Origin of the sequence: Frateuria sp. GZRR33 (assembly GCF_051900425.1) — a bacterium.
Classification (GTDB): Bacteria; Pseudomonadota; Gammaproteobacteria; order Xanthomonadales; family Rhodanobacteraceae; genus Frateuria_A.
The window spans coordinates 303,239-328,127 of the sequence record NZ_JBHZGK010000002.1 but is presented as its reverse complement, the minus strand read 5'-3'; the positions used below and the strand labels follow the sequence as shown (position 1 = coordinate 328,127).

Sequence of the window (24,889 nt, the reverse complement as noted above, 5' to 3'; positions counted from 1 at the left end):
CGGTGCGCGATCAGGCCGGATCGGCGATCTCGCTCGCAGGCGCAGCCGGTTCGGGCACGAGCGCGACGAACAACTCGGCCAGCGCCTCGCCGCTGAAGGGCTTGCGCAGGAACGCATCCATCCCCGCCTCGCGCGCTCGCGCTTCCTCGTCGCCGCCGGAACGGGCGGTGACCGCGAGGATCGGAATGCGTCGGCCAGCCTCTTCGCGCTGGCGGATCAGGCGTGCGACCTGGAAACCGTCCACGCCGGGAAGATCCAGGTCCAGAAGGATGGCGTCGAAGCGCGACTGGTCCAGTTCGGCGAGCGCGCCCAGGCCGTTGGCGACGTAGCAGACGCGGTGGCGCTGGCGTTCGAGCTGGCCGCGGATGACCGCTGCGACGATCGCGTCGTCCTCGACCAGGAGCACGTGCAGCGAACGGCCGATCGGCGCGTGCGCGACCGCGATCGCGGCGGCGCCGCCGGCGGGTGGCTGCAGCGGCAGGCGCACGCGGAAGGTGGTGCCCTGCGCCACGCGCGACTCCAGCTCGATATCGCCTCCCATCATGCCGACCAGCTCCCGGCAGATCGCCAGTCCCAGGCCGCTGCCGGCGCGCCGTTGCGGTCCGTCGACCTGCTCGAAGCGCTGGAACAGCCGTGCCTGCGCCGATTCGGGAATGCCCGGGCCGGTATCGGCGATGCTGAAAACCAGGCCGTCGGCGTAGCGCTGCGCGCAGAGCTTCACGCTGCCGTATTCGGTGAACTTGAGCGCGTTGTGGGTGAGGTTGAGCAGCACCTGCTTGATGCGCACGGCATCGCCGACCACCCGGGGCGGCAGGTCGTCGGCCAGCTCCATGGCGAGCGAGAGGCGCTTGGCTTGCGCGTGGCCCAGTTGCAATTGCGCCACGTCGTCGACCAGCTGGCGCGGATCGAACGGCGCGAGCTCGAGATCGAGCCGTCCGGCCTCGATGCGCGCGAGGTCGAGCGCGTCGTTGAGCAGTTTCAGCAGCATGCCGCCGGAACGCTGCATGGCCAGCGTGTAGTCGCGCTGCTCGGGCTTCAGCGACGTGGTCAGCAGCAGTTCGGCCATGCCCATCACACCGGTCATCGGCGTGCGGATCTCGTGGCTCAGGGTGGCCAGGAACTGGGTCTTGGCCGCACTGGCCTCCTCGGCCAGGCAGCGCTGCTGCTCGGCCAGCGCGATCCTATGGCGCTGCGCGATGCGCCGGCGCCAGAACCGCAATGCCGTCCACACGCCCAGGACCAGGGTGATGGCGTAGGTCAGCCAGGCCCACCAGCGCGCCCACGGCGGCGCCTCGACATGGATGCGCAACGGCGTGCCCAGATGCGCCCAGGCGCCGCCGGCGCCCGCCGCCATCACGCGCAGCGTGTAGTCGCCCGCGCCGAGTCCGGCGAAGTCGCGCTGGCCGCGGCTGTCGACGTCGATCCAGCTGCTGTCCAGGCCATCGAGCCGGAAGCGGTAGCGGTTGGCCGAGGGATCGACGTAGGAAAACACCCTCGCCTCCACGCCCAGTTCGCGGTCGCGCCAGTCCACCTCGACCGGGCCGGGGCCCAGCGGCAGGTCGGTCAGCTTGCCGTGGCGACGCACCCGCACGCGGGTCAGCGCCAGCTGCGGCACCGTGGCCTGCTCGCACACGCGGTCGGGATTGAATGCGACCACGCCACCCAGCGTCGGCGCGTAGAGATTGCCATCAGGCATCAGCGCGAAGCCGCGCGAGAACTCGGTGTTGCTCAGGCCGTCCTGCAGGCCGAACGAGCGGAAGCGCCCCGTATCCGGATCGAAACGCCACAGCCCGTCGGTGCCGAAGATCCACACCCGCCCGCGCGCATCCACGCGCATGTCGACCACGCCGACCGAGGGCCAGCCGTGCGCCATGTCCACATGGCGCACCAGCGCCAGGCCGTCGCCGTGGTAGCGGTACTGTTCCAGCCCGTCGGGCGTGGCCAGCCACAGGCCGTCGGGCGAGAAGCTGAAGGCTTCCACCGAGATGCCGGTCGGTCCGCCGGGCACCGGCTCGAAGAAGCTGTGCGTGGGATCGAGCTGCATCAGCCCGCCCTCGCTGGCGTAGTAGAAAGTGCCGCGGTCGTCGAGCGTCATCTGCGCGCCCCACAGCATCTTGTCGTCGGCCTGGTGCATCGGCACGCGGGTCACCTCGAGCGTGTCGGGGTCGACGCGGAACAGGCCTTCGCGGAAGGTGCGCACGTACAGGCGCTGGTCGGGGCCGGGCTCGACTTCCAGCGGGCGGCGGAACATCAGGCCTTCGGGATCGACCGCCACGGCCTGCGGACCCTGGGTGCGGTAGAGCGTCCCCTGCACCGCGACCCACAGGCGCCCGCCCTTGCCTTCGGTCATGCCGAGCACGTCGCCGCGCAGGCCGGACAGTACGTGCTCGACCTCGCCGGTGTAGGGATCGAGCCGATCCACCCGGCCGTCGCGCTCGCCCACCCAGATGTGCCGGCCGTCGCGGCCGCGCGCCATGGTGGTCGCCACCGAGTCGCGCAGGCTGGCCGGGTTGTCAGGGACGTGCGTGTAGCGGCTGAAGCTGTACCAGCCCGGCGCCAGGTAGGCCACGCCGCCGTCGAGCGTGGTCACCCACAGGCCGCCTTCGCGGTCGACGTAGAGCTGCCACACCCAGGTACCGGGCAGGTTGCCGTAGAGCACCGGGCGGTTCATCACCGGGATGACCGGGCCATCCGGCCGCTCCTGCAGGAACAGGCCACGCTGGGTGCCGATCCACAGCCGCCCGGCGTGATCGCGGGCGCTGACCATCACGTTGGTGTCCGGCAGCGCGTCGCGGGCGACACGGTGGGCGCGGCCGTCCGGGCCCACCACCAGCAGCCCGCGCACGGTGGCGATGCGCACCTCCTCGCCGTTGCCGTCGATGCGCCAGGCATCCACCGTCTGCGCCGGATCGGCGGGCAGCACCTGGTGCCAGCTGCCATCGGCGTCGCGCCGGAAGATGCCATGGGCGCTGCCGACCCACAGCCGCTGGCGCGGGTCCACGTACAGCGCGGCCACTTCGCCGAAATCCGCTGGCGCCGGCCCGAGCAACGGGTTGACCACGTGCTCGAAGCTGCCATCGGCGCGCATCCGGTCCAGCCCGAAGCGGGTGCCTACCCAGAGGCTGCCGTCGGCCGTCTGCGCCAGCGCCCAGACCTTCTCGCTGACCAGGCTGCCGGGGTTGGCCGGATCGTGCTTCCAGTGGTCGAACTTGCCGGTGGTCGCGTCCAGCAGGTTCAGGCCGGCATCCAGGCCGGCGGCCCACAGTCGACCCTGCCTGTCGATCAACAGCGATGAGATGCCGTTGCCGGCCAGCGAGTCGGGATCGCCGGAGACGTGGCGGAAATTGCGGAACTCCACACCGTCGAAACGGGCAATGCCGTTCTTGGTGCCGAACCACATGGTGCCGTCAGGCCCCTGCACCGCGGTGTAGACCAGGCTGCTGGGCAAGCCATCGGCACTGCCGTAGCGGCGGAACTGAGGCGTCGGCAGGACCCGGTTCGGGGCCGCCACGGCCGGAGCGGAGGCCGGCGCGCTGGCGATCGCCGCGGGCGCCCCCAGCAGCAAGCCAATGCCCAGCAGCAAAGCGGACACCATGTGTTTTCCCCACACGCCTGAAGTCCTTCGCGGACGCATCGCTGTCCCCCGAGACTTCACGCTTTCGGCAAACCGCCGGATTCCCCTTCACGAAATGATGCCAAAAGCATCCCCCTGCCGCGACCTTTCCCGATGTACTAATATTAGTAACATGACCCTGACCCCCACCCGCCAGGCCCTGCTCGACTACCTGCGAGAGCACATCGCGGCACATGGCTACCCGCCCTCGCAGCTGCAGATCGCCGCCGCGCTGGGCCTGAAGCAGAACCGCTCGGCGCGGCTGCACCTGGAGGCGCTGGCGCGCGAGGGGCACATCGAACTGGTGCCCGGCCAGGCGCGCGGCATCCGCCTGCGCCCGGGCGAGCCGGTGCCGACGCTCACCGTGCCGTTGCTCGGCCGCGTGGCGGCGGGCCGGCCGATCGGCTCCGACGCCGAGGTGCGCCGCGAGGTCGCGCTGGACGCCTCGCTGTTCCGCCTCAAGCCGGACTACCTGCTGGAAGTGGTGGGTGAATCGATGCTGCTCGACGGCATCCTCCCCGGCGACCTGATCGGCGTGCACCGCACGCCCGAGGCACGCCACGGCCAGACCGTGGTGGCGCGGCTGGAAGGCGAGTTCACGGTCAAGCGGCTCGAGCACCGGGACGGTCATATCCGCCTGCTGCCGCGCAATCCCGCCTACGCCCCGATCGAGGTGGACCCGCGCGCCACCGACTTCGCCATCGAGGGTTTGTTCGCGGGGCTGGTGAGGCCCGGCTGATGAACGCCCACGCAGGCCGCGGCGGACGCGCGCGTCTCCCGGTGGCGGCCAGCATGGAAGGCCGCGCTCCGTCTCCCCCCATCCGCCCTGACTGGCGCCATCCATGGCGCTCGCCCCTACGGGGCCAGCTGCGCTGTTCCGCCGGCGCTCCAGGCGCCGGCAGGTCGGGCACCTTCCCCCCTCGAACGGGGGAAGGCTCGTCCTTGCAGCCGCGGGCTTCCGATCCTTCCCCCGCTTGCGGGGGAAGGTGCCCGCAGGGCGGATGGGGGGAGCCTTGCGACCACGCTGCATCTTGCGCCGCTCCCGCAGGGTGGGCTTCAGCCCACCATGGCCATAGGGAGCGGCGGCCTGCGGGAGCACGCGCATGAGCAACGTCGTCGCCCTCGATCACCTGTTCGACGCCCGCCGGCTCTGGCGCGGCCAGCCGCAAGCCCGTCCGCCCTCGCGCCAGCCGACCGGCTTCCCGCTGCTGGACGCCGCCCTGCCCAGCGGCGGCTGGCCCGAAGGTGCCTTGAGCGAAGTGCTGCTGCCACTCGATGGCATCGGCGAACTGACCCTGCTGTGGCCCACGCTCGCGCGTCTGACGCAGGCCGACGGGCTGGTCGCGCTGATCGCCCCGCCCTACCTGCCTTTCCCCGCCGCCTGGGCCAACGCCGGCGTGCGACTGGACCGGCTGCAGGTGGTGCGCGCCGAAGCGCGCGACGTGCCGTGGGCGACCGAGCAATGCCTGCGCTCGGCCGCCTGCGCCGCCGTGCTGTGCTGGCCGCAGCAGGCCGACGACCGCACGCTGCGCCGGCTGCAGCTGGCGGCGGAAACCGGCCAGTGCCTGGGGATAGCGATGCGCTCTGTCTCGGCGGCGGCCCATGCCTCGCCGGCGGCACTGCGCCTGGTGCTGGAAACCCGCCCCGCGCGCCTGCGCGTGCTCAAGTGCCGCGGTGGCAACCCGCCGGCGCAGCCGCTGCCCTGGCCGTTGCCGGCGGGCACGTCCGAAGCCATTCCGGACAGCCCGGTCACGGCTGTCCCGGATCGCGCCTGAGGGCCACGGCATGTTGTGGGCCTGCATCCTGTTGCCGCAGTTGGCGCTCGACGGCGTCCTCCGCCGCCACACCGCTCCGGAAGAACCGCTGGTGCTGGTCGACGGCCCCGTGCAGCGGCGCGTGCTGCGCGCGGTCAACGCCGCGGCCAAGGCACAGGGTCTGCGCGCGGGCCTGCCGCTGGCCACCGCGCAGGCGATCTGCGCGCGCTTTGCCACGGTCGAGCACGATCCGGTTGACACCACGCGCTGGCACGACTTCCTCGCCGCCTGGGCCTACCGCTACGGCGCGCAGGTCAGCCGGCAGATGCCGGCCTCGCTGCTGATCGAGGTGGAGGCGAGCTTCCGCCTGTTCGGGCCATGGCCGCGGATGGAAGCGCTGCTGCGCGAGGACCTGATCGCGCTCGGCTTCCGCCACCGCATCGCGCTCGCGCCCAACCCCTGGGCCGCGCGCGCGCTGGCCGGCGTGCACGACGGCCTGGCGATCACCCACGACGCGCCGCTGAAGCAGGCCCTCGGCCAGCTGCCGGTGGAACGCGCCGGCCTGCCGCCCGACGCGGCCGACAGCCTGCGCCGCATGGGCCTGCGCCGCCTAGCCCAGGTCTACGCCCTGCCGCGGGCTGCACTGGGCCGGCGCGTGGGCACCGATACCCTCGACCAGCTCGATCGCCTCAGCGGCACGCTCGCCACGCCGCTGGACTGCTACCAGCCGCCGGACCACTTCGAATCGCGCATCGAGTTCAACTACGAGGTGGGTGCGACCGGCCAGTTGCTGTTCCCGCTGCGCCGCATGACCGGCGACCTCGCCGCGTACCTCGCCGGTCGCGACGGCGGCGTGCAGCGCTTCGTGCTTCGTCTGGAACACGATCGCGGCGCCGCCACCGAAGTGCCGGTCGGCCTGCTCGCCCCCGAGCGCGACGCGGGCATGCTGTTCGAACTGGCCCGCGGCCGGTTGGACCTCGTGCAGCTGGCCGCGCCGGTGCGCGCCCTGCAACTGATCGCACGCGAGCTGCCGCCGTTCCTGCCGGCCGGCCGCGACCTCTTCGACGTGCGCCCGCAACAGGCGGTGCCGTGGGAACAACTGCGCGAACGCCTGCGCGCGCGGCTGGGCGACGACACCGTGCACGGCCTTTCGATCCACGCCGATCACCGTCCCGAACGTGCCTGGCGCGACCATGGCGACAGCGCCGACGCCCCCGCGTTGCCCCGCCCTGGCTGGCTGCTGCCGCAGCCGATTCCGTTGCGCGATCGCGAGCTGCGCATCCTGGCCGGCCCCGAGCGTGTCGAAAGCGGCTGGTGGGACGGCGACGTGCGACGCGACTACTACGTGGTCGAAACCGCCGCCGGCCAGCGCGCCTGGGCCTACTGTCCGGTCGGCGAGCGAGCGGGCTTCATGCTGCACGGATGGTTCGCATGAGCCTGCCGACCACGAGCCCGCGTTGCTGCCCGGCCGCGGCACTTCCTGCAGGAACGCACCCTGTGCGACCGCCATCCTTGCGTGCCCGCGGCGTACGGCGTTACCGGTCGCGCACAGGTGCGCTCTACCAGGAGCGGGCGGGAGGCTTGCGCCAGGGCAACCGTCTCGCGGGTGCATCCGCATGATCCCGGGCCAGGTTGCCGCCATGCATACCTTCCCTGCAGGACCGCACCCTGCGCGCGGCCGCCATCCCCACGTCCCCGCAACCCATGGTGTTACCGGTCGCGCACAACGTGCGTTCCTGCAAGGACGGAAGAGGCGCCGCCTGTCCGGAGCGCCCGGCAGAGCTGGAGGCTAACCGCATGAGCCTTCCCGACTACGCCGAACTCCATTGTCTTTCCGCCTTCAGCTTCCAGCGCGGTGCCTCGCTGGCGATCGAGCTGTTCGAGCGTGCCAGGCAACAGGGCTACAGCGCGCTGGCCATCACCGACGAATGCACGCTTGCCGGCATCGTGCGCGGGCTGGAAGCCTCGCGCGAAACCGGCGTCAGGCTGATCGTCGGCAGCGAGTTCCAGTTCGCAGACGGACCCCGATGCGTATTGCTCGTGGAGAGCCAGCAAGGTTACGCGCGACTGTGCCAGCTCATCACCACCGCGCGTCGCCGCGCACCCAAGGGCAGCTACGAAGCGCGACGCGAGGATCTGGGCGAAACCGCCGGCCTGCTTGCGCTGTGGCTGCCAGGCCCGCAGCCCGACGAGACCGAAGGCGCCTGGCTGAAGACGCGCTTCCCCGATCGCTGCTGGCTTGCGGTCGAACTGCACCGCGGTCCCGACGACGACGCACGCCTGGCGGACCTGCGCGCGCGCGGCGAGCGCCTAGGCCTGCCGCTGGTCGCCGCCGGCGACGCGCACATGCACGTGCGTGCGCGCCGCCCGCTGCAGGACGTGATGACCGCGATCCGCCACCACACCACCGTGGCGCAGGCCGGCCACAAGCTGTTCCCCAACGGCGAGCGTCACCTGCGCACGCGCCGTGCGCTTTCGGCCATCTATCCGTCCGACCTGCTCGCGACAAGCGTGGCGATCGCGCAGCGCTGCACGTTCAGGCTGGAGGAGCTCGAGTACACCTATCCCCACGAGCTGGTGCCCAAAGGCCACACGCCGGCCACCTGGCTGCGCCACCTGGTCGAGGAAGGCGTGCGCTGGCGCTGGCCGGCTGGCGAGAAGCCCGAGTGGCGCGCGCAGATCGAGAGCGAGCTGACCTTGATCCGGGCCAAGGACTACGAGTCCTATTTCCTCACCGTGCACGACATCGTGCACTTCGCGCGGTCGAAGGAGATCCTCTGCCAGGGCCGCGGCTCGGCCGCCAACTCGCTGGTCTGCTTCGTGCTCGGCATCACCGAGGCCGATCCGGAGACGAGCAACCTGCTGTTCGAGCGCTTCATCTCCGCCGACCGCGACGAGCCGCCGGACATCGACGTCGACTTCGAACACGAGCGCCGCGAGGAAGTGCTGCAATACGTGTTCGACCGCTACGGCCGCGACCGTGCCGCGCTCACCGCGGTGGCAACCGAATACCGCGGCCGCGGCGCGATCCGCGACGTGGCGCGCGCATTGGGCATGTCACCGGAACTGGCCGGCGAGCTTTCGTCCACGCTCGACCGCTGGAGCGGCGAAGTCCCACCGTCGGACCGCCTGCGCGAGCGCGGCTTCGATCCGGACACGCCACTGATCCGCCAGGTGCTCGCGCTCACCGTCCAACTGATCGGTTTCCCGCGCCACCTCTCCCAGCACCCGGGCGGCTTCGTCATTTCCGAGCATCCGCTCTCGACCCTGGTGCCGGTGGAGAACACCGCGATGGATGGCCGTACGGTGATCCAGTGGAACAAGGACGACCTGGACACGCTGGGCATGCTGAAGGTCGACTGCCTGGCGCTGGGCATGCTCACGGCGCTGCGCAAGACCTTCGACCTGTTGAAGGCGAACGGCCGCGGCGACTACACCATCGCCGGCATCAACAAGGACCACAAGGACGACAAGCCGACCTACGACATGATCAGCCGCGCCGACACCATCGGCGTGTTCCAGATCGAGTCGCGCGCGCAGATGGCCATGCTGCCGCGCCTGAAGCCACGCGCGTTCTACGACCTGGTGATCGAGGTTGCGATCGTGCGCCCTGGCCCGATCCAGGGCGACATGGTGCATCCCTACCTGCGCCGGAGGAATGGCGAGGAGCCGGTCGACTACCCCTCCGAGAAGCTGAAGGGCGTCCTCGAGCGCACGCTGGGCGTTCCCCTGTTCCAGGAACAGGTCATGCAGATCGCCATGGTCGCGGCCGGCTTCAACGGCAGCCAGGCCGATGCGCTGCGCCGCTCGATGGCCGCCTGGAAGCGCCACGGCGGGCTGGAGCCGCACCGCGACAGACTACTCGCCGGCATGCTGGAGAACGGCTACAGCCGCGAGTTCGGCGAGCACCTGTTCGAGCAGATCAAGGGCTTCGGCAGCTACGGCTTCCCCGAATCGCACGCGGCGAGTTTCGCCCTGCTCGCCTATGTCAGCAGCTGGCTGAAGTGCCATGAGCCGGCGGCGTTCGCCTGCGCACTGATCAACTCCGCGCCTATGGGTTTCTATTCGCCCGACCAGCTGTTGCAGGACGCACGGCGCCATGGCATCCGCACGTTGCCCATCGACGTGCGCCACAGCGACTGGGACTGCACTCTGGAGCCCGAGCGCGATGCACGGCTGCAGCCGGCGATCCGCATGGGCCTGCGGCTGATCCGTGGTTTCTCCGAAGCGACCGCCAGGGACATCATGGCCGCGCGCGAACGACGGCCGTTTGTCGACGTAGCCGATCTGAGCATGCGCGCGCAGCTCGACCGCCGCGACCAGGCCCTGCTCGCCGACTCCGGCGCCCTGCGCGCGTTGGCCGGCCATCGCCATCGCGCGCGCTGGGCGATCGCCGGCGTCGAACCGCAGCTGCCGCTGTTCCCCGGCTCCACGCCCGAAACCGAAGCCATCGCGCTGCCGCTGCCCACGCGCGGCGAGGACCTGCATGCCGACTACGCGCTCACCGGCACCACGCTGGGTCCGCATCCCCTGCGGCTGCTGCGCCCGCGGCTGCGCGCACGACACTACCGCGCCTCGAACGAGCTGGCCGGCGTGCCCAACGGCCGGCCCGTCCGCGTGGCCGGCATCGTCACCCTGCGCCAGCAGCCGCAGACGTCCAGCGGCGTCGTGTTCCTGACCATCGAGGACGAGTTCGGGCTGACCAACGTGGTGATCTGGAGGCGCGTGGTGCTGCGCCAGCGCCGCGTGCTGCTCGCGTCGCGGTTGCTGGCGATCGAGGGACATCTGGAGAGCGAGCACGGCGTGCAGCACCTGATTGCGCACGCGCTGGAGGACCTGACGCCGATGCTTGGCGAGCTGGACGTGCGATCGCGGGATTTCCATTGAGGCGGCGTGCGGTGGGCTGAAGCCTTCCCTACGCCATCTTTCCGAGCATGCCGGCGACTGCGCGCAGATCCGCCACCAGTTCGGCGAACGCCGCGTGGCGCTTCGCTTCCTCGGGCATGCGCAGCACGGCCGACGGATGCCACGTTGCCAGCCCCTGTGCATCCTCGCCCAACGGCCGCCACACGCCGCGCTCGCGGGTGATGCGGAAGGCGTTGCCGAACATCGTCTGCGCCGCCATCGCGCCCAGCCCCACCACCAGCTTCGGCCTCACCCGCAGCAGTTCGGCGGCCAGCCACATGCGGCAGGCCGCCTGCTCCGCGGCATTGGCGCGCTTGTGCAGCTTGGCGGTGCCGCGCGTTTCGTACTTGAAGTGCTTGACGGTGTTGGTCAGGTACAGCGCCGCGCGGTCCAGCCTCGCCTCGCCCAGCGCGCGGTCGAGCAACTGGCCGGCGGGCCCGACGAACGGTACGCCTTCGCGGTCCTCGTGCAGGCCCGGCTGCTCGCCGATCAACATCACCTGCGCCGACGCCGGTCCCTGCCCGAATACCGTCTGCGTGCCGTAGCGCCACAGCGGACAAGCCTGGCAGTCACGCGCCTTGCGCCGCAGCGTGGTGAGGGCGCCTGCCGGCACTTCGTCCACGGGTTTGGCGAGCGGGACGCCGAAAGGGTTGTTGACCGGACGCGTTGGCATGACCAGCGGACGCTAGCGCCGGGCGGGTGAATCCATCGGCAAGGGGCGCCGCAAGCCGGGGAGACCTTTCGCAAGACTTCCCCCATCCGCCCTTCGGGCACCTTCCCCCGCGCGCGGGGGAAGGATTCACGTGGCAGCGCACGGTTGGCAGGAAGGCTTCCAGCTGAGCGCCAAGTATCCCAGCAGCGCGAGAACGATCCCCCGCGACTTCGGGAAGGATTCGCTGGTCAGCCAACGGTTTGCAGGAAGGCTTCCAAGAGTGCTCCACGGTATTTCTGGCGGTGCAGCAGCAACGAGAGCGTGCGACGCAGGTCGAGGAATGGTGTCTTCAGTGCGACCAGCCGTCCGGTCGCCAGCGCATCGACCAACGCCACCTCGGGCAGGCAGGCGATGCCGAGGCCGGCGGCGACGGCCTGCTTGATCGCTTCGATCTGGTCGAGCTCGAGCACCGTCTCGCCCGGCGGCAGCTGCGCCAGCACCCGCTCGGTGGTGGCGCGGGTGGCCGAGCCCGGCTCGCGCAGCACCCAGCGGGCGCCGGCGAAGTCCGCCGGCTTGAGCGCGCGCTTGCGCGCCAGCGGATGCTCTGGAGAGGCGCACACGCGCAGCCGGTCTTCGCGCCAGGGTTCGAGTTCCAGTTGCGGATGCGCAACCGGGCCCTCCACGCAGCCGACATCCAGCGCGTGGTCGAGCAGCTGGGAGGCGATGGTGTCGGTATTGGCCACGCGCAGGCGGATCGCCACCTGCGGCTGCGCGCGCACGAAGCCGCCCAGCAGTTCGCCGACCAGGTAGTTGCCGACCGTGTTGCTGGCACCGACGCGCAGTTCGCCCGCCAGCGCCTGCGCGTCGCCCTGGCCGAAGCGGGACAGTTCCGCGTGGCGCTCGAGCAGTTCCTGCGCGCGCGGCAGCAGTTCACGCCCGCGCGGATTGAGGTGCAGCCGCCCGCGTTCGCGGTCGAACAGCGGCGCGCCTAGCTGCCGTTCCAGTTCCGCCAGCGCCATGCTGGCGGCCGGCTGGGTCAGGTGCACGCGCTCGGCGGCGGCACGCAGGCTGCCGTGCAGCGCGGTCTGCACGAACACGTCGAGCTGGCGGGGCGTGATGTTGAGCATTCAGCCGAGCTTATACCAATCATCAAACATGCAAAGTTTTGCTGAAGGCGTCGCGAGCGGACAATGGGCCCACTTCGCCACGAGCTGACCATGAGCGCCGTCGCAGCCACGCCCACCCGGACCCTTTCCGCCGCCCTGCCAGGCCTGGGCCTCACGCTCGCGATCGCGCTGCTGGCGCTGTGGCTGGGCCGGCTCGCTCCGCTGGTCGGCGGGCCGGTGATCGGCATCGTGCTCGGCATCCTGGTGCGCAACACCGTGTCACCGGGGGCGCGTTTCACGCCCGGCATCCAGTTCGCCGGGAAGCAGGTGCTGCAGTGGTCGATCGTCGCGCTGGGTTTCGGACTCAGCCTCGACCAGGTGGCGAAGACCGGCCTCGAATCCCTGTCGGTGACGCTGATCACCATGAGCGCGGCCTTCGTCGCGGCGTGGGGGCTGGGCCGGCTGCTCGGCGTGCCGGACCAGCTGAAGGTGCTGATCGGCGTGGGCACGGCGATCTGCGGCGGTTCGGCGATTGCGGCGGTGACGCCGATCATCAAGCCGGACGAGCACGACACCGCCTTCGCGATTTCCACCATCTTCCTGTTCAACGTGGTGGCGGTGCTGCTGTTCCCGCTGCTGGGGCACCTGATGCACCTGTCGGACCTGGGCTTCGGACTGTGGGCCGGCACGGCAATCAACGACACCTCGTCCGTCGTGGCGGCGGGCTACAGCTACAGCCACGCGGCAGGCGACTACGCCACCATCGTCAAGCTCACCCGCGCCACGCTGATCATCCCGGTGTGCATCACGCTGGCGGTCATGGTGGCGGTGCGCGAAAAGAGGAAAGGTGCCGCCGACTTCAGCCTCATGCGGATCTTTCCGTGGTTCATCCTGTGGTTCCTGGTCGCCTCGGCGGTGCGCACGGCGGGGCTGGTGCCGGTGGCGGCGCAGCCGTTGATCCACCAGCTGGCGGAGTTCCTGATCATCATGGCGCTGACCGCGATCGGGCTATCGGCCAACCTGCGCAGGATGATCTCCAGCGGGCCGCGACCGATCCTGCTGGGGCTCGGGGTGTGGGCCGCGGTGGCAGTGAGCAGCCTGTTGGTGCAGCTGGCGATCGGACAGCTTTGAGGGCGGGAAGCCAGGCCGGCGGACGCTCTGCGCGAGCCCACCGGCGGGCGATGCTTTTCGCCCGACCTGACGAGCGTGGCCCGCCAACGGGCTCTCGGGAACCGCAGCGCGGGCTGGTCGGGCGAGCGGCAGCTAGGGCGTCGCCCGCCCCTGCTCCGCCAGCGTCAGCGCCACCTTGTCGCGCAGGTACACCGGCAAGGCCAGCTCCGGCGCCACGGCGCGGCCCGCCTGGTACTCGCGCACGGCGAGCTCCGCGACGTGACGGGCCTGCGGATACCGATCGCCGTCGGCCTGCTTCAACTCGCCGGTGAGATGTCCGCGCAGCACGTCCGCGTATGTCGTCCAGCCGCTGCCGACCACGTTCCACCCGTCGGCTTGCGGCAGCACCAGCGCATCGGGCGGGCAGACACGCTCGTCGTCCAGAGCGACCAGGCCACCGTTGCCGTCGCGGCGATAGCACGCCGCGTAGATCTCGCCCATGCGCGCATCGATCACGGCGAGGATGGCCGCCTCGTCCTCCGGCGCCTCCAGCGCCAGTGCAGCGAGCGAGGACACCGGCACCACCGGCCGGTCCAGCGCCAGCGCCATGCCCTGCGCCAGCGCCACGCCCAGGCGCACGCCGGTGAATGCCCCCGGCCCGCGACCGACTGCGATCGCGTCCAGCGCGTGCCGGCCCAGCCCGGCTTCGGCGAGCAGTGCATCGGCCATCGGCAGCGCCAGTTCGGCATGGCGGCGCGGAGCCAGTTCGCTGCGGGCAATCACTTCCTGCCCGTGCACGAGGGCGACGGAACAGGCTTCGGTGCTGGTTTCGATGGCGAGCAGGTTCATGCAGGGAATTCTCGCACGCCCCCGCCCGCGGGGCCGGATGTCGATCCGCGGGCGCCCGGATCGTCGTCATGGCAGCTGATGCGCCCAGCCATCCCTGCCATGCTGCACGCCCGCCCGGAGCTCCCGCTTGAACATGCCGACCCCGACCACCCCCACCCGCGATGGCCGCTGGCTCGCCCTCACCGTGCTGTGCCTGGGCGTGCTGATGATCGTGCTGGACACCACCATCGTGAACGTGGCGCTGCCCTCGATCCGTGCCGAGCTGGGTTTCTCCGAGGCGACGCTGGCCTGGGTGGTGAACGCCTACGTGCTGACCTACGGCGGCTTCCTGCTGCTGGGCGGGCGGCTGGGCGACCTGTTCGGGCACCGCAAGCTGTTCCTGCTCGGGCTCACGCTGTTCACCCTGGCCTCGCTCGCCTGCGGCATGGCCGGCTCGCGCGAGTGGCTGGTGATCGCGCGCGGCATCCAGGGCCTGGGCGGCGCGGTGGTCACCGCGGTCGCGCTGTCGCTGATCATGGACTTGTTTACCGAGCCGGCAGAGCGGGCGAAGGCGATGGGCGTGTACGGCTTCGTCTGCGCCGGCGGCGGCAGCGTGGGCGTGCTGCTCGGCGGCCTGCTGGTGAGCACGCTGAGCTGGCACTGGGTGTTCCTGGTCAACCTGCCGATCGGCCTGGCGGTGTTCGTCGCCTCGCTGCGCCTGCTGCCGGCGGTACACGGCAGCAGCAGCGACATGCGCCATCTGGACGTCGGCGGTGCGCTCGCCGTCACCTCGGCGCTGATCCTGGCCGTCTATGCCATCGTCGACGGCAACCAGGCCGGCTGGCTGTCGGCGCGCACGCTGGGCATGCTTGCCGTGGCGGTGGCGCTGTTCGTGCTGTTCCTCGTCATCGAGACGCGCGTGCGTGCGCCCTTGGTGCCGCTGAAGCTGTTCCGCCTGCGCAACCTGGCGATCGCCAACGTGGTCGGCGTGCTGTGGGCCGGCGCGATGTTCGCCTGGTTCTTCCTGTCCGCGCTGTACCTGCAGCTGGTGCTCGGCTACGGGCCGATGGAAGTGGGCCTGGCCTTCCTGCCCGGCAACCTGGTGATGGCAGCCTGCTCGCTGGGCCTGTCCGCGCGCATCGTGATGCGCTTTGGCATCCGCCGTCCGCTGGCCGGTGGCCTCCTGGTGGCGGCGGTCGGCCTGGCGCTGTTCGCCCGCGCGCCGGCCGACGGGCATTTCCTGGTCGACGTGCTGCCGGGGATGGTGCTGCTCGGCCTGGGCGCGGGCATTGCCTTCAACCCCGTGCTGCTGGCGGCGATGAACGACGTGGAGCCGCGCGATTCGGGACTGGCCTCCGGCATCGTCAATACCGCTTTCATGATGGGCGGCGCGCTGGGCCTGGCGGTGCTGGCGAGCCTTGCGGCGGCACGCACCGGGACGGCGCTGGAGGCCGGGGCCGCGCAGGCGGTCGCGCTCAACGCCGGTTATCGCGTCGCGTTCCTGGCCGGCACCGGGTTCGCCGTGCTCGCGGCCCTGCTCGGTGGCCTGCTGCTGCGCCCGCGCGTGGCAGTGGCCGCCGGCGCGATGGAAGCCACGCCGGCGCCCTAGGCGCTAGCGCTCGTCGTCGCGCTCGCTCGCCGGGTCGATCGTCGGCGTGACGTGCCGCGCTTCGGCACGATAGGACGCATCGGTCTCCCCTTCGAGCAGGTCGTCGATGGGTTCCTCGCTCAGGCCGCCCTGGTGCGGGTCGAGCGCCCGCGTGCGGTCGTCCGCCCATTCGATGGTGTCCAGACGGTCGTGCCGCGGATCGCCGTGACCGCCCGCCGGCCGCGGTTCGTCCGCGGGATGGTCGGCCCCCGACGGTCCGGTCTGCGGGGGCGCAGCATCCTGCCTGGCCTCGTCTTGCCTGTGCTGCTTGCTCATGGCCTTTGCTCCGTCAGCAACGGTGCAACCAGCATTCCGTCCCTGACGTCGCGGCGGCGAGAAGCCGGCAGTGATGCGTCCCGCCACAAGATCGCCCTGCCCTAGCGGCGGCCGCAAGCTGTGCACACACCCACGCTTCGTCGGCCCATGGCCAGACCTTGCTGCGTTGGTGCTTTACATATGTAACACACCATGGCAGCCTGACGGCAACCGACCGGGGGTGACCATGCTCGAGCTCACCAACCTCAGCCATGTCTATGACAACGGCACACGCGCCCTCGACCAGGTGACGCTGTCGATCCCGCGGGGCATGTACGGCCTGCTCGGACCCAACGGCGCGGGCAAGTCCACGCTGATGCGCACCCTCGCCACACTGCAGACGCCGACGGAAGGGAGCATCCGCTTCGGCGAGACCGATGTCCTCGCCGAGCCCGAAAAACTGCGCCGCACGCTTGGCTACCTTCCCCAGGACTTCGGCGTCTATCCGCGCGTGTCGGCCTACGACATGCTCGACCACATGGCCGTGCTGAAGGGCATCGCGACGGCCGCCGACCGCCGGCAGACGGTCGAGACGCTGCTCCACCAGGTCAACCTGTGGGACGTGCGCAAGAAGCCGCTCGCCGGCTTCTCCGGCGGCATGCGCCAGCGCTTCGGCATCGCCCAGGCGCTGATCGGCCGTCCCGGGCTCATCATCGTGGACGAACCGACCGCCGGCCTCGACCCGGAGGAACGCAACCGCTTTCTCAACCTGCTGGCCGAGATCGGCGAAAACGTCGTGGTCATCCTCTCCACCCACATCGTCGGCGACGTCGCCGACCTTTGTTCACGCATGGCAGTGCTGGCCGGTGGGCGCATCCAGTTGGAGGGCGCACCGCAGGAGCTGATCGAGCGCACCCGCGGCCGGATCTGGCGCAAGGTGATCGAGCGTTCCGAGCTCGACGGCTATCGGGAACGCTACCGGCTGATCTCGACGCGCCTGCTCTCCGGCCGCACGGTGGTGCACGTCCTTTCCGACACGGATCCGGGCGACGGCTTCAGCGCGCTCGAGGGCGACCTGGAGGACGTGTATTTCTCCGCGCTCGCGCAATCCCGCCGCGCCGCCTGAGGAACGCCGACATGCTTGGCAAGATCGCGGCGTTCGAATTCCGCTACCAGGCCACCAGCCCGCTTTTCATCGCGGCCGCGGCCCTGCTGTTCCTCGGCGCGTTCGTCGACATGGCGGGGTTGAAGCTCATGACGGTGGGCGGCGGCAACGTGCTGTTCAACAGCCCGCACACGATCATCGTGTCCCATCTGCTCGTGTCGTTCGTGTTCCTGTTCATCGGCGCCGCGTTCGTCTCGAACGTGATCGTGCGCGATGACCAGACCGGCTTCGGCCCGCTCGTGCGCGCGACCTGCATCACGAAATCCGCCTACCTGTTCGGCCGCTTTCTCGGCGCCTTCGCGGCCGGCGCGCTGGTCATGGCGGCCGCGACGCTCGGCCAATGGCTCGGCACGCAGATGCCCTTCGCCAACCACGCGATGCTCGGGCCCAACCACCTCTCCGGGTTCGCCATCGGCTACGGCCTGTTCGCCTTGCCGAACGCGCTGATCATCTCGGCAACGCTTTTCGCGCTCGCCACCGCAACGCGCTCGACCGCCGGGACGTTCATCGGCGTGGTCGCGCTGCTGGTGGTCTATTTCCTCTCCCAGGGGCTCATGGCAGGCCAGCCACAGCTGCTGGGCTTGCGCGTGCTCGCGGACCCGCTCGGCATGTCCGCCTACATGGCAAGCTCGCGCTACTTCACGGCGGCCGAGCTCAACGCCGGCGCGATCCCGGTGTCGGGACTGATGGTGCAGAGCCGGCTGCTCTGGGTCGGCGTGTCGATCGCGCTGTTGGCGCTGACCTATCGCCGGTTCCGGTTTGCCGAACGGGGCATGTCGCGACGGCAGCAGCGCAAGCTTCGTCGGGCGGCGGCGAAGGCGACTCCGGCGACCGCTTCGGGCGCGCCGTATCCGCGACTTGCCGATGCCCGCTTCGATGGCCGCACCGCTCGCGCGCAGCTGGTCGCCCGTGCCGCGATGGAAGCACGCTACATCTTCAAGAGCCCGGTCTTCCTGGTGCTTCTCCTGATCGCCTTCGCGTTCACGCTCCCGAGCCTGCTGACCGCCTCGGGCTGGTACGGCGTGACGCTCTACCCGCTCACTTCAGTATCCGTGCCGGCCATCCAGGCGAGCTTCGACACGCTGCTGGTGATCATCGCGACCTATTACGGCGGCGAGCTCGTGTGGCGCGAACGCGAGCGCAAGGTGCACGAAATCATCGACGCGACGCCGCTGCCGGCGTGGGCGCTCATGCTCCCGAAGTTGATCGGACTGGCGTTGGTTCTGTTCGCGACGGAGTGCGTCGGCATGGCAGCCGGCATGCTGGTGCAACTGCTCAGGGGCGTCGATGCCACACCCGGCGAATACCTGCTCTGGTATCTCCTTCCGGGCACGGTGGATGCGGTCGTGGTCGCGGCGCTCGCGGTGTTCGTGCAGGCACTCAGCCCGGGCAAATACGCCGGGTGGGGCTGGATGGCGCTGTACCTCGTGCTGCGGTTTTTCGGACCCTCGATGGGGCTGGCGTACCCGCTCTTCCTCTATGGCAGCGTGCCTGCGGTGCCGCTGTCGGACATGGTCGGCACCGGCATTTTCTGGAAGGCCGCCTGGTGGTTCCGGCTGTTCTGGGCTGCGGGGGCGGTACTGCTGCTGGTCGCGGCGCACCTGCTCTGGCCGCGTGGCACCGCAGAGCGGCTGGTGCCGCGGCTGCGCCGGATATCCACGCGACTGACCGCCCGCACCGGACGGCTCGCCGCGGTGGCCGCGACGATCGTCCTCGCGAGCGGTGCCTGGATCGTCTACAACACGCTCATCCTCAACGACTTCCGCACGGCGGAGAACGAGCAGCGTTACCGCGCCGACTACGAAAAGCACTTTTTCCGCTACGCCGGCCTGCCGCAACCGGTGGTCAGGCATGTCGAGCTGGACGTCGCGCTGTATCCGGAGGCGATTCGCGCGGACGTGCACGGCCGCTATCGGCTGGTCAACGAAACCGCCGCGCCGATCGACCGGGTCCACGTGCGGCTGATGGACCCGGCGCTCGAACTGGTCGATCTCGATTTTCCCGGCGCCCGACTGGAACGCGACGACGAAGCATTCGGCTACCGCATCTATCGGCTCGACTCGCCCATGCAGCCGGGGGAATCGCGCTCGCTCGCCTTCCACACCCGCCGGGCCCAGGTCGGCTTCCGCGCCACCGGCACCGAGACGGGACTGGCGCCCAACGGCACCGACCTGAACTCGATCGAGCTCACGCCGCGGATCGGCATGAGCGACGTCGGCCTGCTCGAGGACCCGGCCGCGCGCCGCAGGTACGGCCTGCCGGAACGCCAACCGCTCCCGCGGCTGGACGACCTGGCCGCCACGCGCAGCCTGCCCAGCGGCGACCTCAGCTGGACGACCGCCGACATCACGGTATCGACCCGCGCCGACCAGACCCCGATTGCGCCCGGCAGGCGCGTGTCCGAGCGTGTACAGGACGGCCGCCGCACGGTGCGCTTCGTCTCCGACACGCCCATCAAGAACTACTTCGCGATCGAATCGGGGCGCTATGCCGTCCGTCGTCAGGCGCACGACGGCATCGAGTACGCGATCTACTTCCATCCCGCGCATCACTGGAACGTCGACCGCATGATGAAGGCGATGCAGGCCTCCATCGGCTACTACCGCCAGGCCTTCGGCCCCTACCAGTTCGACCAGGCAAGGATCATCGAAACGCCGGCCTACCGGCAGGGTGGCCAGGCCTTTGCGAACACGATCCCCGTGGGCGAAACCGCGTCCTTCGCGATGGACCTCAGGGATCCGCAGGCCATCGACATGGTCACCATGCTCACCGCCCATGAACTCGCGCACCAGTGGTGGGGGCATCAGGTGCTCGGAGCGCGGATGCAGGGGGCCGGGCTGTTGTACGAAACGCTGGCGCAGTACTCCGCGCTGATGGTGATGAAGCGCCTGCACGGCGAAGCCGGCATCCGCCGTTACCTTCAGTTCCAGCTCGATCGCTACCTGGCTGGCCGTCGCACCCAGGTGCTCGCGGAGCAGCCGCTCGCCAGCGTCGAACTGAGCCAGCAACATATCGCCTACGGCAAGGGCGCGCTCGCGATGTACCTGTTGCAGGAGCGGATCGGCGAGGACGCGGTGAACCGCGCGCTGCGGCGCTTCGTGGACCGCTACCGCTTCACCGTGGCGCCCTACCCGCGCTCACTCGATCTGATCGCGTTGTTGCGCGAGGAAGCCAGGACACCGGCGGACCTGCGACTGATCAGCGACCTGTTCGAGCGGATCACGCTTTACGACCTCAAGGTCCAGCAGCCCAGGGCCGTGCAGCGCGCCGACGGCAAATGGGACGTCAGCGTGCCGGTGGAGGCGCGGAAGTTCTACGCGGACGGCAAGGGCGCGGAACAGGAGGCGCCACTCGATGAACGCATCGAGATCGGCCTCTTCGCCGCCGAACCGGGCGCAGCCACGTTCCAGCCGGCCGACGTGATCCGCATGGCATGGCGGCCGGTGCACAGCGGCAGGCAGGTCTTTCATTTCGTCACGGAAAAAAAGCCGGTCTACGCGGGCATCGACCCGTACAACGCGTACATCGACCGGAATGCCGGCGACAACGTCGAGCCCGTCGGACTGTCCCGCTGAGCGCCGCGCCGAGGCCGCCCTTGGCGTGCCTGTAACCCAATGCGGAACGCGAGCGAACGCGCCGCATGGACACGCTCATCGACCGCTCCTGGCACGTGCTGCCGACCCTGCGGTATTGGTATGCGATTCCCCTGCGCCTGATCATCGGCGTCGGCATCGGCATCGGCATCGGCTTCGTGGAGCAGAGCCAAGCCAAGCCCGCTCGCGGGCCGGAGCCATCACCGGCTCCTGCATGCGCTGGGGGCGCCGGGCTCGCCTTACGTCCATGTTTCGTGCACGCCGTGGCAAACCCCATCCTTGCGGGGTCCTAGCCGTTCCTTAACGGATGCTGTGTTCGAGTGGGCGCCAACGAACCGGCCCCAGGTGAGCCCCATGCATACCACGCATCGCACGGCATCCACGGAGCGCCCCACCCGCCGCGCCTGACCGCCAGGCCAGGCCGTCTTTTCCGATTACCCCACCCTTCCCGTCCTGCCCGATGGCAGGCCGCTGCCGGGTCGTCCCCGACAGGAGTGCGTATGGCTGACATTGCGATCATTGGTGGAGGCGCTGCGGGCGCGGCGCTTTTCGGCGAACTGCTCCGGCGCGGCACGCGCGTGCACTGGATCACCGGCGACCGCACGGTGGCGGGTCGCGGCGTGGCCTACGCCGCCGGCAGCGACCGGCACTTGCTCAATGTGCGTGCGCACGCGATGGGCCTGTTTGCCGGGAGCGAGGGCGAGTTCCTGCAGTTCGCCATGCGGCAGGTCGATGGTGTGGGTGCCGACGACTTCCTGCCGCGCGGCCTGTTCGGCGATTTCATCGAGGCGCAGGTGCGTGGCTGCGCGGACCAGGCCCTGCAGCAGGGGCGGCATTTCCACATCCACGGCGAGGATGCGGTCCAGATCGAGCCGCTGTGCGACGGCGGCTACGCGGTCCGCCTGGCCGGCGGCGTGCTGATCAAGGCCGACGCGGTCGTGCTGGCGCTGGGCGCGCTGGCGCCGCGGCCGCTGAAGGCGGTGTCGCGCGAGGCACTGCAGAGCGGCGCCTATGTGCTCGATCCCTGGCGCATCGCCAGGCAGGAACCGGCACCGCGGCGCGTGCTGGTGATCGGCACCGGCCTGACCGCCGTCGACACGCTGCTCTCCGCCGCCGAGCGCTGGCCGTCCGCGGAACTGGTTGCACTGTCGCGCCACGGGCGATTCCCGTTCGAGCACACCGCGCTGCCGTCGGCCCCGTACGCGCGGCAGTCGGCGCTCAATGCCGCGCTGCTTGCCTGCGACAGCCCGCTCGCCATGCTCAGGCACGTGCACGCCGCCATCGAAGCGGCGCCACAGACGGACTGGCGCAGCCTGCTCGACGGCATGCGTCCGATCAACGCGCGGTTGTGGCGGCGGCTGGATGTGAAGCAACGACGGCAGTTCCTGCGCCACCTGCGCTGGCTGTGGGAAGCGGCGCGCCACCGCGTGGCGCCGGCCTCGGCAAGGGCACTGGACGCCCTGCTCGACCAAGGTCGGCTGCGGGTACACGCGGCACGCGTGCTGGGCGTCGACGGGCACGGGCCGCTGCAGGTGAGCGTGCGCCACCGCGCCACGCAGCAGTTGGACACGCTTGGCGCGGATCGGGTGATCCAGGCCACCGGCCTGGACACCGCCGTCGCATTCACCGAGCACACGCTGATTTCGCGGTTGCTGCGTGACGGGCTGGCCACGCCCGACGCGCTGCAGCTCGGCGTGGCCGCGCACCCGGACGGCCAATTGCTCAACGCCCGCGGCGAGCTGCAGATCGGGTTGTACGCGATCGGCGCGCTGCTGCGGGGCAACCTGTGGGAGTGCAGCGCCATGGCCGAAATACGCGTCGCCGCGCATCAACTGGCCCGCCGGCTCGCCGCGGCGGATGTGCAGGTGCCTGACAGCGCGAGAACCGCGCGCCCCGCGCTAGCCCCGTAGGCGGGTTCCGGGCCCAACCCCACCGTGAGAGCCCCCTGGCGGCGAGGGTTGCATGCGGCGCCGCCGAAGACGCCACGCGCACCTTGCCCTCGTAGGACTAGGCCAGCATGGCCAGCTCGTCGGCGTGGTGGAACAGGTGGGCAGGCCGCAGGCGTTGCAGGGACTGCGGCGTTCCGTAGCCCCAGGCGACGGCGCCGAAGGCCACGCCGGCGGCGCGCGCCGCCTCGGCATCGGTGATCTGGTCGCCAATGTAGATGGCGCGCCGCGGCGGGATGCCGGTCTTTCCGAGCACGCGCGCGATGCGCCGGCGCTTGCCGAAGATCGAGGCGCCGCATTCGACGCGCGCCAGCCGTCGCCAGTGATCGTCGCCGAGGATCCGGCGGCAGTTGTCGCTGGCGTTGGAGGAAACCAGCGCGATCGCCGCGCCCCGCCGATGCAGGCTGTCCAGGGCATCGCCCACGCCATCGAACAGCCGCACGTCCGCCTCGCGCATCAGTCGCACGAAGCTGCGCGCCACCAGCGGGAGCTTCCATCGCGGCAGGCCCACGTGCCGCATCACCTCACGCGCGGAAAGCATGCGCAGCGGCTCGATTTCCGCCGGCTGGATGCGGCGGAAGCCGTGTCGATCGGCCAGGCGGTTGTGGACGCTCACGAAGAACGGAAAGGAGTCGGCCAGCGTGCCGTCCAGGTCGAAGATGATCAGGTCGTAAGGCATGGGTGCCGCCGTGGGCGGCGTGCGCGTGCACGCCGCCGATGGGAGGGTCAGGCGTTCGGCTCGCCGCAGCGGCAGGGCTGGCCGATGCCGCAGCCGCAACCGCAACCGGTCTGGCTGGCCGAGGCGGCCTGGCAGCCGCAGGTGCAGGTGGCGCCGGCGCAGTTGGCGCAGCGGCAGGCGAAGGTGTCGGTGGTGTTCATGGGTGGTGTCCTCATTGGGTAGGGGTACGTGGGTAGGGGTACGGATGCTCGATCCGTGGCGCCATTGTCCGCAGCCCCCCTACCGCCGGCTTGAACCGAAGGGCTAACCTTTGCACGTTCCCGGGTACCGACGCGGAGGCGCAATGTCCCCTGCCATGGCAGCCAGCCAGGCCGTACCCGGCCGTGCCGCAGGCGGCGTCGGCCGGGTGTTGCTGTGGAAGGGCGCGAGCGTCTGGGTCGGGCGCGACACCGGCCAGGTGCAGCCGCACAGCCACCATGCCATCCAGATCACGCTCGCCGCGGCGCAGCCGATCCGCATCCGCGGCGCCGACGAAGCGGCGTGGCGCGAAACCCCGGCGGCCATCGTCATGCCGGATCGCTGGCACGCCTTCGACGGGTGCGGCCATCCCGTGGCGATGGTGTTCGTCGAACCGGAGACGAAGGCTGGCCGCGCCTTGCTCGCGCGCCATGGCGGACACGACGTCAGCCTGCTGTCCGACGACGACGCCCTGGCCGCCCTCGCCACCGCGCTGCACGCCGTGTTCGAGGCGCGCGGGACCGACCAGGCGCTGATCGAGGCCGCGCAACGGGTGGTCGAATACCTGGCAGCCACGCCCGCGGGACCGCAAGCGGTCGACCGGCGCATCGCAGTGGTGCTGGACCGCGTGCGCGAGCAGCCCGGTGCGGAACTCACGCTCGCGCAGGCAGCCGCGCTGGCGCATCTGTCGCCCAGCCGCTTCCGGCACCTGTTCGTGGCGCAGACCGGGATTTCCTTCCGCGCCTACCTGCTGTGGGCGCGGGTCGGTTTCGCGGTGGCGCGCGGCCTGGGCGGCGGCTCGTGGACCGATGCCGCGCAGCAGGCCGGCTTCGCCGATTCGGCCCACCTGAGCCGCACCTGCCGACGCATGTTCGGCCTGGCGCCGACGATGCTGGTCCCCGAAGACGCGGCCGGTCGCCCGCGCAAACCCGTCGCCGCGGCGGACCCGGCCTAGGCGGGCGGTTGCCAGAGTTCGATGCGGTTGCCTTCGGGGTCCATGATCCAGCCGAACGCGCCGAACTCGCTCTGGTCCACACGCTCGTCCACCTCGACGCCCTCGGCGCGCAGCCGCTCCAGCAAACCGGCGAGGTCATCGACGCGGAAGTTGACCATGTAGGCCTGCTGGCTCGGCTGGAAGTAGGTGGTGTCGGCGGGAAACGGCGTCCACAGCAGGTAGCCCGGTCGCGAGGCATCCTCCTGGAAACGCACACCGCCCCATGCCTCCGGTTCCATGCCGAGGTGTCGCGCATACCACGCGGTCAGCGCGGCCGGATCGCGCGACTTGAAGAAGATCCCACCCAGTCCGATGACCTTGGCCATGTCAGCTCCCCGTCCGCCGACGGCCGCGGGTGCGGCCGTTCCAGGCGCTGGCCGGATAGTGCGCCACCATGGCGCGGC

At 70.4% G+C, this 24,889-nt stretch carries 19 protein-coding genes; 11 read left to right on the top strand and 8 right to left on the bottom strand.

Annotation, left to right across the window (positions count from 1 at the left end; translation table 11 throughout):
* Positions 1–10 precede the first annotated feature (10 nt).
* Positions 11–3,595, bottom strand: coding sequence for a two-component regulator propeller domain-containing protein (locus ACFWZU_RS03850; protein WP_439700082.1), 3,585 nt, complete (start codon positions 3,593–3,595; stop codon positions 11–13).
* A 151-nt stretch (positions 3,596–3,746) separates the two neighbouring features.
* On the opposite strand from ACFWZU_RS03850, the gene lexA reads away from it, so the two are divergent.
* The 4 genes from lexA to ACFWZU_RS03830 all read left to right on the top strand — a co-directional run bounded on the left by lexA (position 3,747) and on the right by ACFWZU_RS03830 (position 10,254).
* On the top strand, positions 3,747–4,352 hold the full coding sequence (gene lexA / locus ACFWZU_RS03845; RefSeq protein ID WP_439700081.1) for a transcriptional repressor LexA: 606 nt from the start codon (positions 3,747–3,749) through the stop codon (positions 4,350–4,352).
* Positions 4,353–4,716: 364 nt separating this feature from the next.
* Positions 4,717–5,388, top strand: a complete 672-nt coding sequence (imuA, locus tag ACFWZU_RS03840; RefSeq protein WP_439700080.1) for a translesion DNA synthesis-associated protein ImuA — start codon at positions 4,717–4,719, stop codon at positions 5,386–5,388.
* 10 nt (positions 5,389–5,398) lie between these two features.
* A complete protein-coding gene (locus ACFWZU_RS03835; RefSeq protein ID WP_439700079.1) occupies positions 5,399–6,802 on the top strand; it encodes a Y-family DNA polymerase in 1,404 nt (467 codons plus the stop codon).
* 362 nt (positions 6,803–7,164) lie between these two features.
* Positions 7,165–10,254 (top strand): error-prone DNA polymerase, encoded by a 3,090-nt coding sequence (locus ACFWZU_RS03830; RefSeq protein WP_439700078.1) that lies wholly within the window; start codon positions 7,165–7,167, stop codon positions 10,252–10,254.
* A gap of 28 nt (positions 10,255–10,282) precedes the next feature.
* Here ACFWZU_RS03830 and ACFWZU_RS03825 read toward each other — a convergent pair whose 3' ends face one another.
* Together ACFWZU_RS03825 and ACFWZU_RS03820 are read right to left on the bottom strand one after the other, a co-directional pair.
* The gene (locus tag ACFWZU_RS03825; protein WP_439700077.1) at positions 10,283–10,945 is read right to left on the bottom strand and encodes a UdgX family uracil-DNA binding protein; all 663 of its coding nucleotides are present in this window, start codon (positions 10,943–10,945) and stop codon (positions 10,283–10,285) included.
* 227 nt (positions 10,946–11,172) lie between these two features.
* Positions 11,173–12,051, bottom strand: coding sequence for a LysR substrate-binding domain-containing protein (locus ACFWZU_RS03820; protein ID WP_439700076.1), 879 nt, complete (start codon positions 12,049–12,051; stop codon positions 11,173–11,175).
* 90 nt (positions 12,052–12,141) lie between these two features.
* Between ACFWZU_RS03820 and ACFWZU_RS03815 the strand changes: the two genes are divergently transcribed.
* A complete protein-coding gene (locus ACFWZU_RS03815; protein WP_439700075.1) occupies positions 12,142–13,161 on the top strand; it encodes a YeiH family protein in 1,020 nt (339 codons plus the stop codon).
* A 132-nt stretch (positions 13,162–13,293) separates the two neighbouring features.
* Here the strand turns inward: ACFWZU_RS03815 and tsaB are convergent, their stop codons facing one another.
* Entirely contained in the window at positions 13,294–13,989 is a 696-nt protein-coding gene (gene tsaB / locus ACFWZU_RS03810; RefSeq protein WP_439700074.1) for a tRNA (adenosine(37)-N6)-threonylcarbamoyltransferase complex dimerization subunit type 1 TsaB, read from the bottom strand.
* 133 nt (positions 13,990–14,122) lie between these two features.
* Between tsaB and ACFWZU_RS03805 the strand changes: the two genes are divergently transcribed.
* Positions 14,123–15,577 carry a DHA2 family efflux MFS transporter permease subunit gene (locus ACFWZU_RS03805; RefSeq protein WP_439700177.1) on the top strand — a complete coding sequence of 485 codons (1,455 nt, stop codon included), beginning with the start codon at positions 14,123–14,125 and terminating at the stop codon, positions 15,575–15,577.
* Between the two features lie 3 nt (positions 15,578–15,580).
* Here ACFWZU_RS03805 and ACFWZU_RS03800 read toward each other — a convergent pair whose 3' ends face one another.
* Positions 15,581–15,892 (bottom strand): hypothetical protein, encoded by a 312-nt coding sequence (locus ACFWZU_RS03800; RefSeq protein ID WP_439700073.1) that lies wholly within the window; start codon positions 15,890–15,892, stop codon positions 15,581–15,583.
* A gap of 226 nt (positions 15,893–16,118) precedes the next feature.
* Between ACFWZU_RS03800 and ACFWZU_RS03795 the strand changes: the two genes are divergently transcribed.
* From ACFWZU_RS03795 to ACFWZU_RS03780, 4 genes are all read left to right on the top strand, one after another.
* The gene (locus ACFWZU_RS03795) at positions 16,119–16,997 is read left to right on the top strand and encodes an ABC transporter ATP-binding protein (protein WP_439700072.1); all 879 of its coding nucleotides are present in this window, start codon (positions 16,119–16,121) and stop codon (positions 16,995–16,997) included.
* 11 nt (positions 16,998–17,008) lie between these two features.
* Positions 17,009–20,611, top strand: coding sequence for an ABC transporter permease/M1 family aminopeptidase (locus tag ACFWZU_RS03790; RefSeq protein ID WP_439700071.1), 3,603 nt, complete (start codon positions 17,009–17,011; stop codon positions 20,609–20,611).
* Positions 20,612–20,676: 65 nt separating this feature from the next.
* Positions 20,677–20,922 carry a hypothetical protein gene (locus ACFWZU_RS03785; RefSeq protein ID WP_439700070.1) on the top strand — a complete coding sequence of 82 codons (246 nt, stop codon included), beginning with the start codon at positions 20,677–20,679 and terminating at the stop codon, positions 20,920–20,922.
* A 207-nt stretch (positions 20,923–21,129) separates the two neighbouring features.
* Positions 21,130–22,539 (top strand): FAD/NAD(P)-binding protein, encoded by a 1,410-nt coding sequence (locus ACFWZU_RS03780; RefSeq protein ID WP_439700069.1) that lies wholly within the window; start codon positions 21,130–21,132, stop codon positions 22,537–22,539.
* Between the two features lie 97 nt (positions 22,540–22,636).
* On the opposite strand, the gene ACFWZU_RS03775 is transcribed toward ACFWZU_RS03780, so the two are convergent.
* Together ACFWZU_RS03775 and ACFWZU_RS03770 are read right to left on the bottom strand one after the other, a co-directional pair.
* A complete protein-coding gene (locus tag ACFWZU_RS03775; protein ID WP_439700068.1) occupies positions 22,637–23,254 on the bottom strand; it encodes an HAD hydrolase-like protein in 618 nt (205 codons plus the stop codon).
* Between the two features lie 47 nt (positions 23,255–23,301).
* Positions 23,302–23,454: a hypothetical protein gene (locus ACFWZU_RS03770; RefSeq protein WP_439700067.1), complete on the bottom strand. Its 153-nt coding sequence runs from the start codon at positions 23,452–23,454 to the stop codon at positions 23,302–23,304.
* A 143-nt stretch (positions 23,455–23,597) separates the two neighbouring features.
* On the opposite strand from ACFWZU_RS03770, the gene ACFWZU_RS03765 reads away from it, so the two are divergent.
* A complete protein-coding gene (locus tag ACFWZU_RS03765; RefSeq protein WP_439700066.1) occupies positions 23,598–24,446 on the top strand; it encodes a helix-turn-helix domain-containing protein in 849 nt (282 codons plus the stop codon).
* On the opposite strand, the gene ACFWZU_RS03760 is transcribed toward ACFWZU_RS03765, so the two are convergent.
* Positions 24,443–24,811 carry a VOC family protein gene (locus ACFWZU_RS03760; RefSeq protein ID WP_209616806.1) on the bottom strand — a complete coding sequence of 123 codons (369 nt, stop codon included), beginning with the start codon at positions 24,809–24,811 and terminating at the stop codon, positions 24,443–24,445. The genes ACFWZU_RS03765 and ACFWZU_RS03760 overlap by 4 nt on opposite strands.
* Positions 24,812–24,889: the final 78 nt, after the last annotated feature.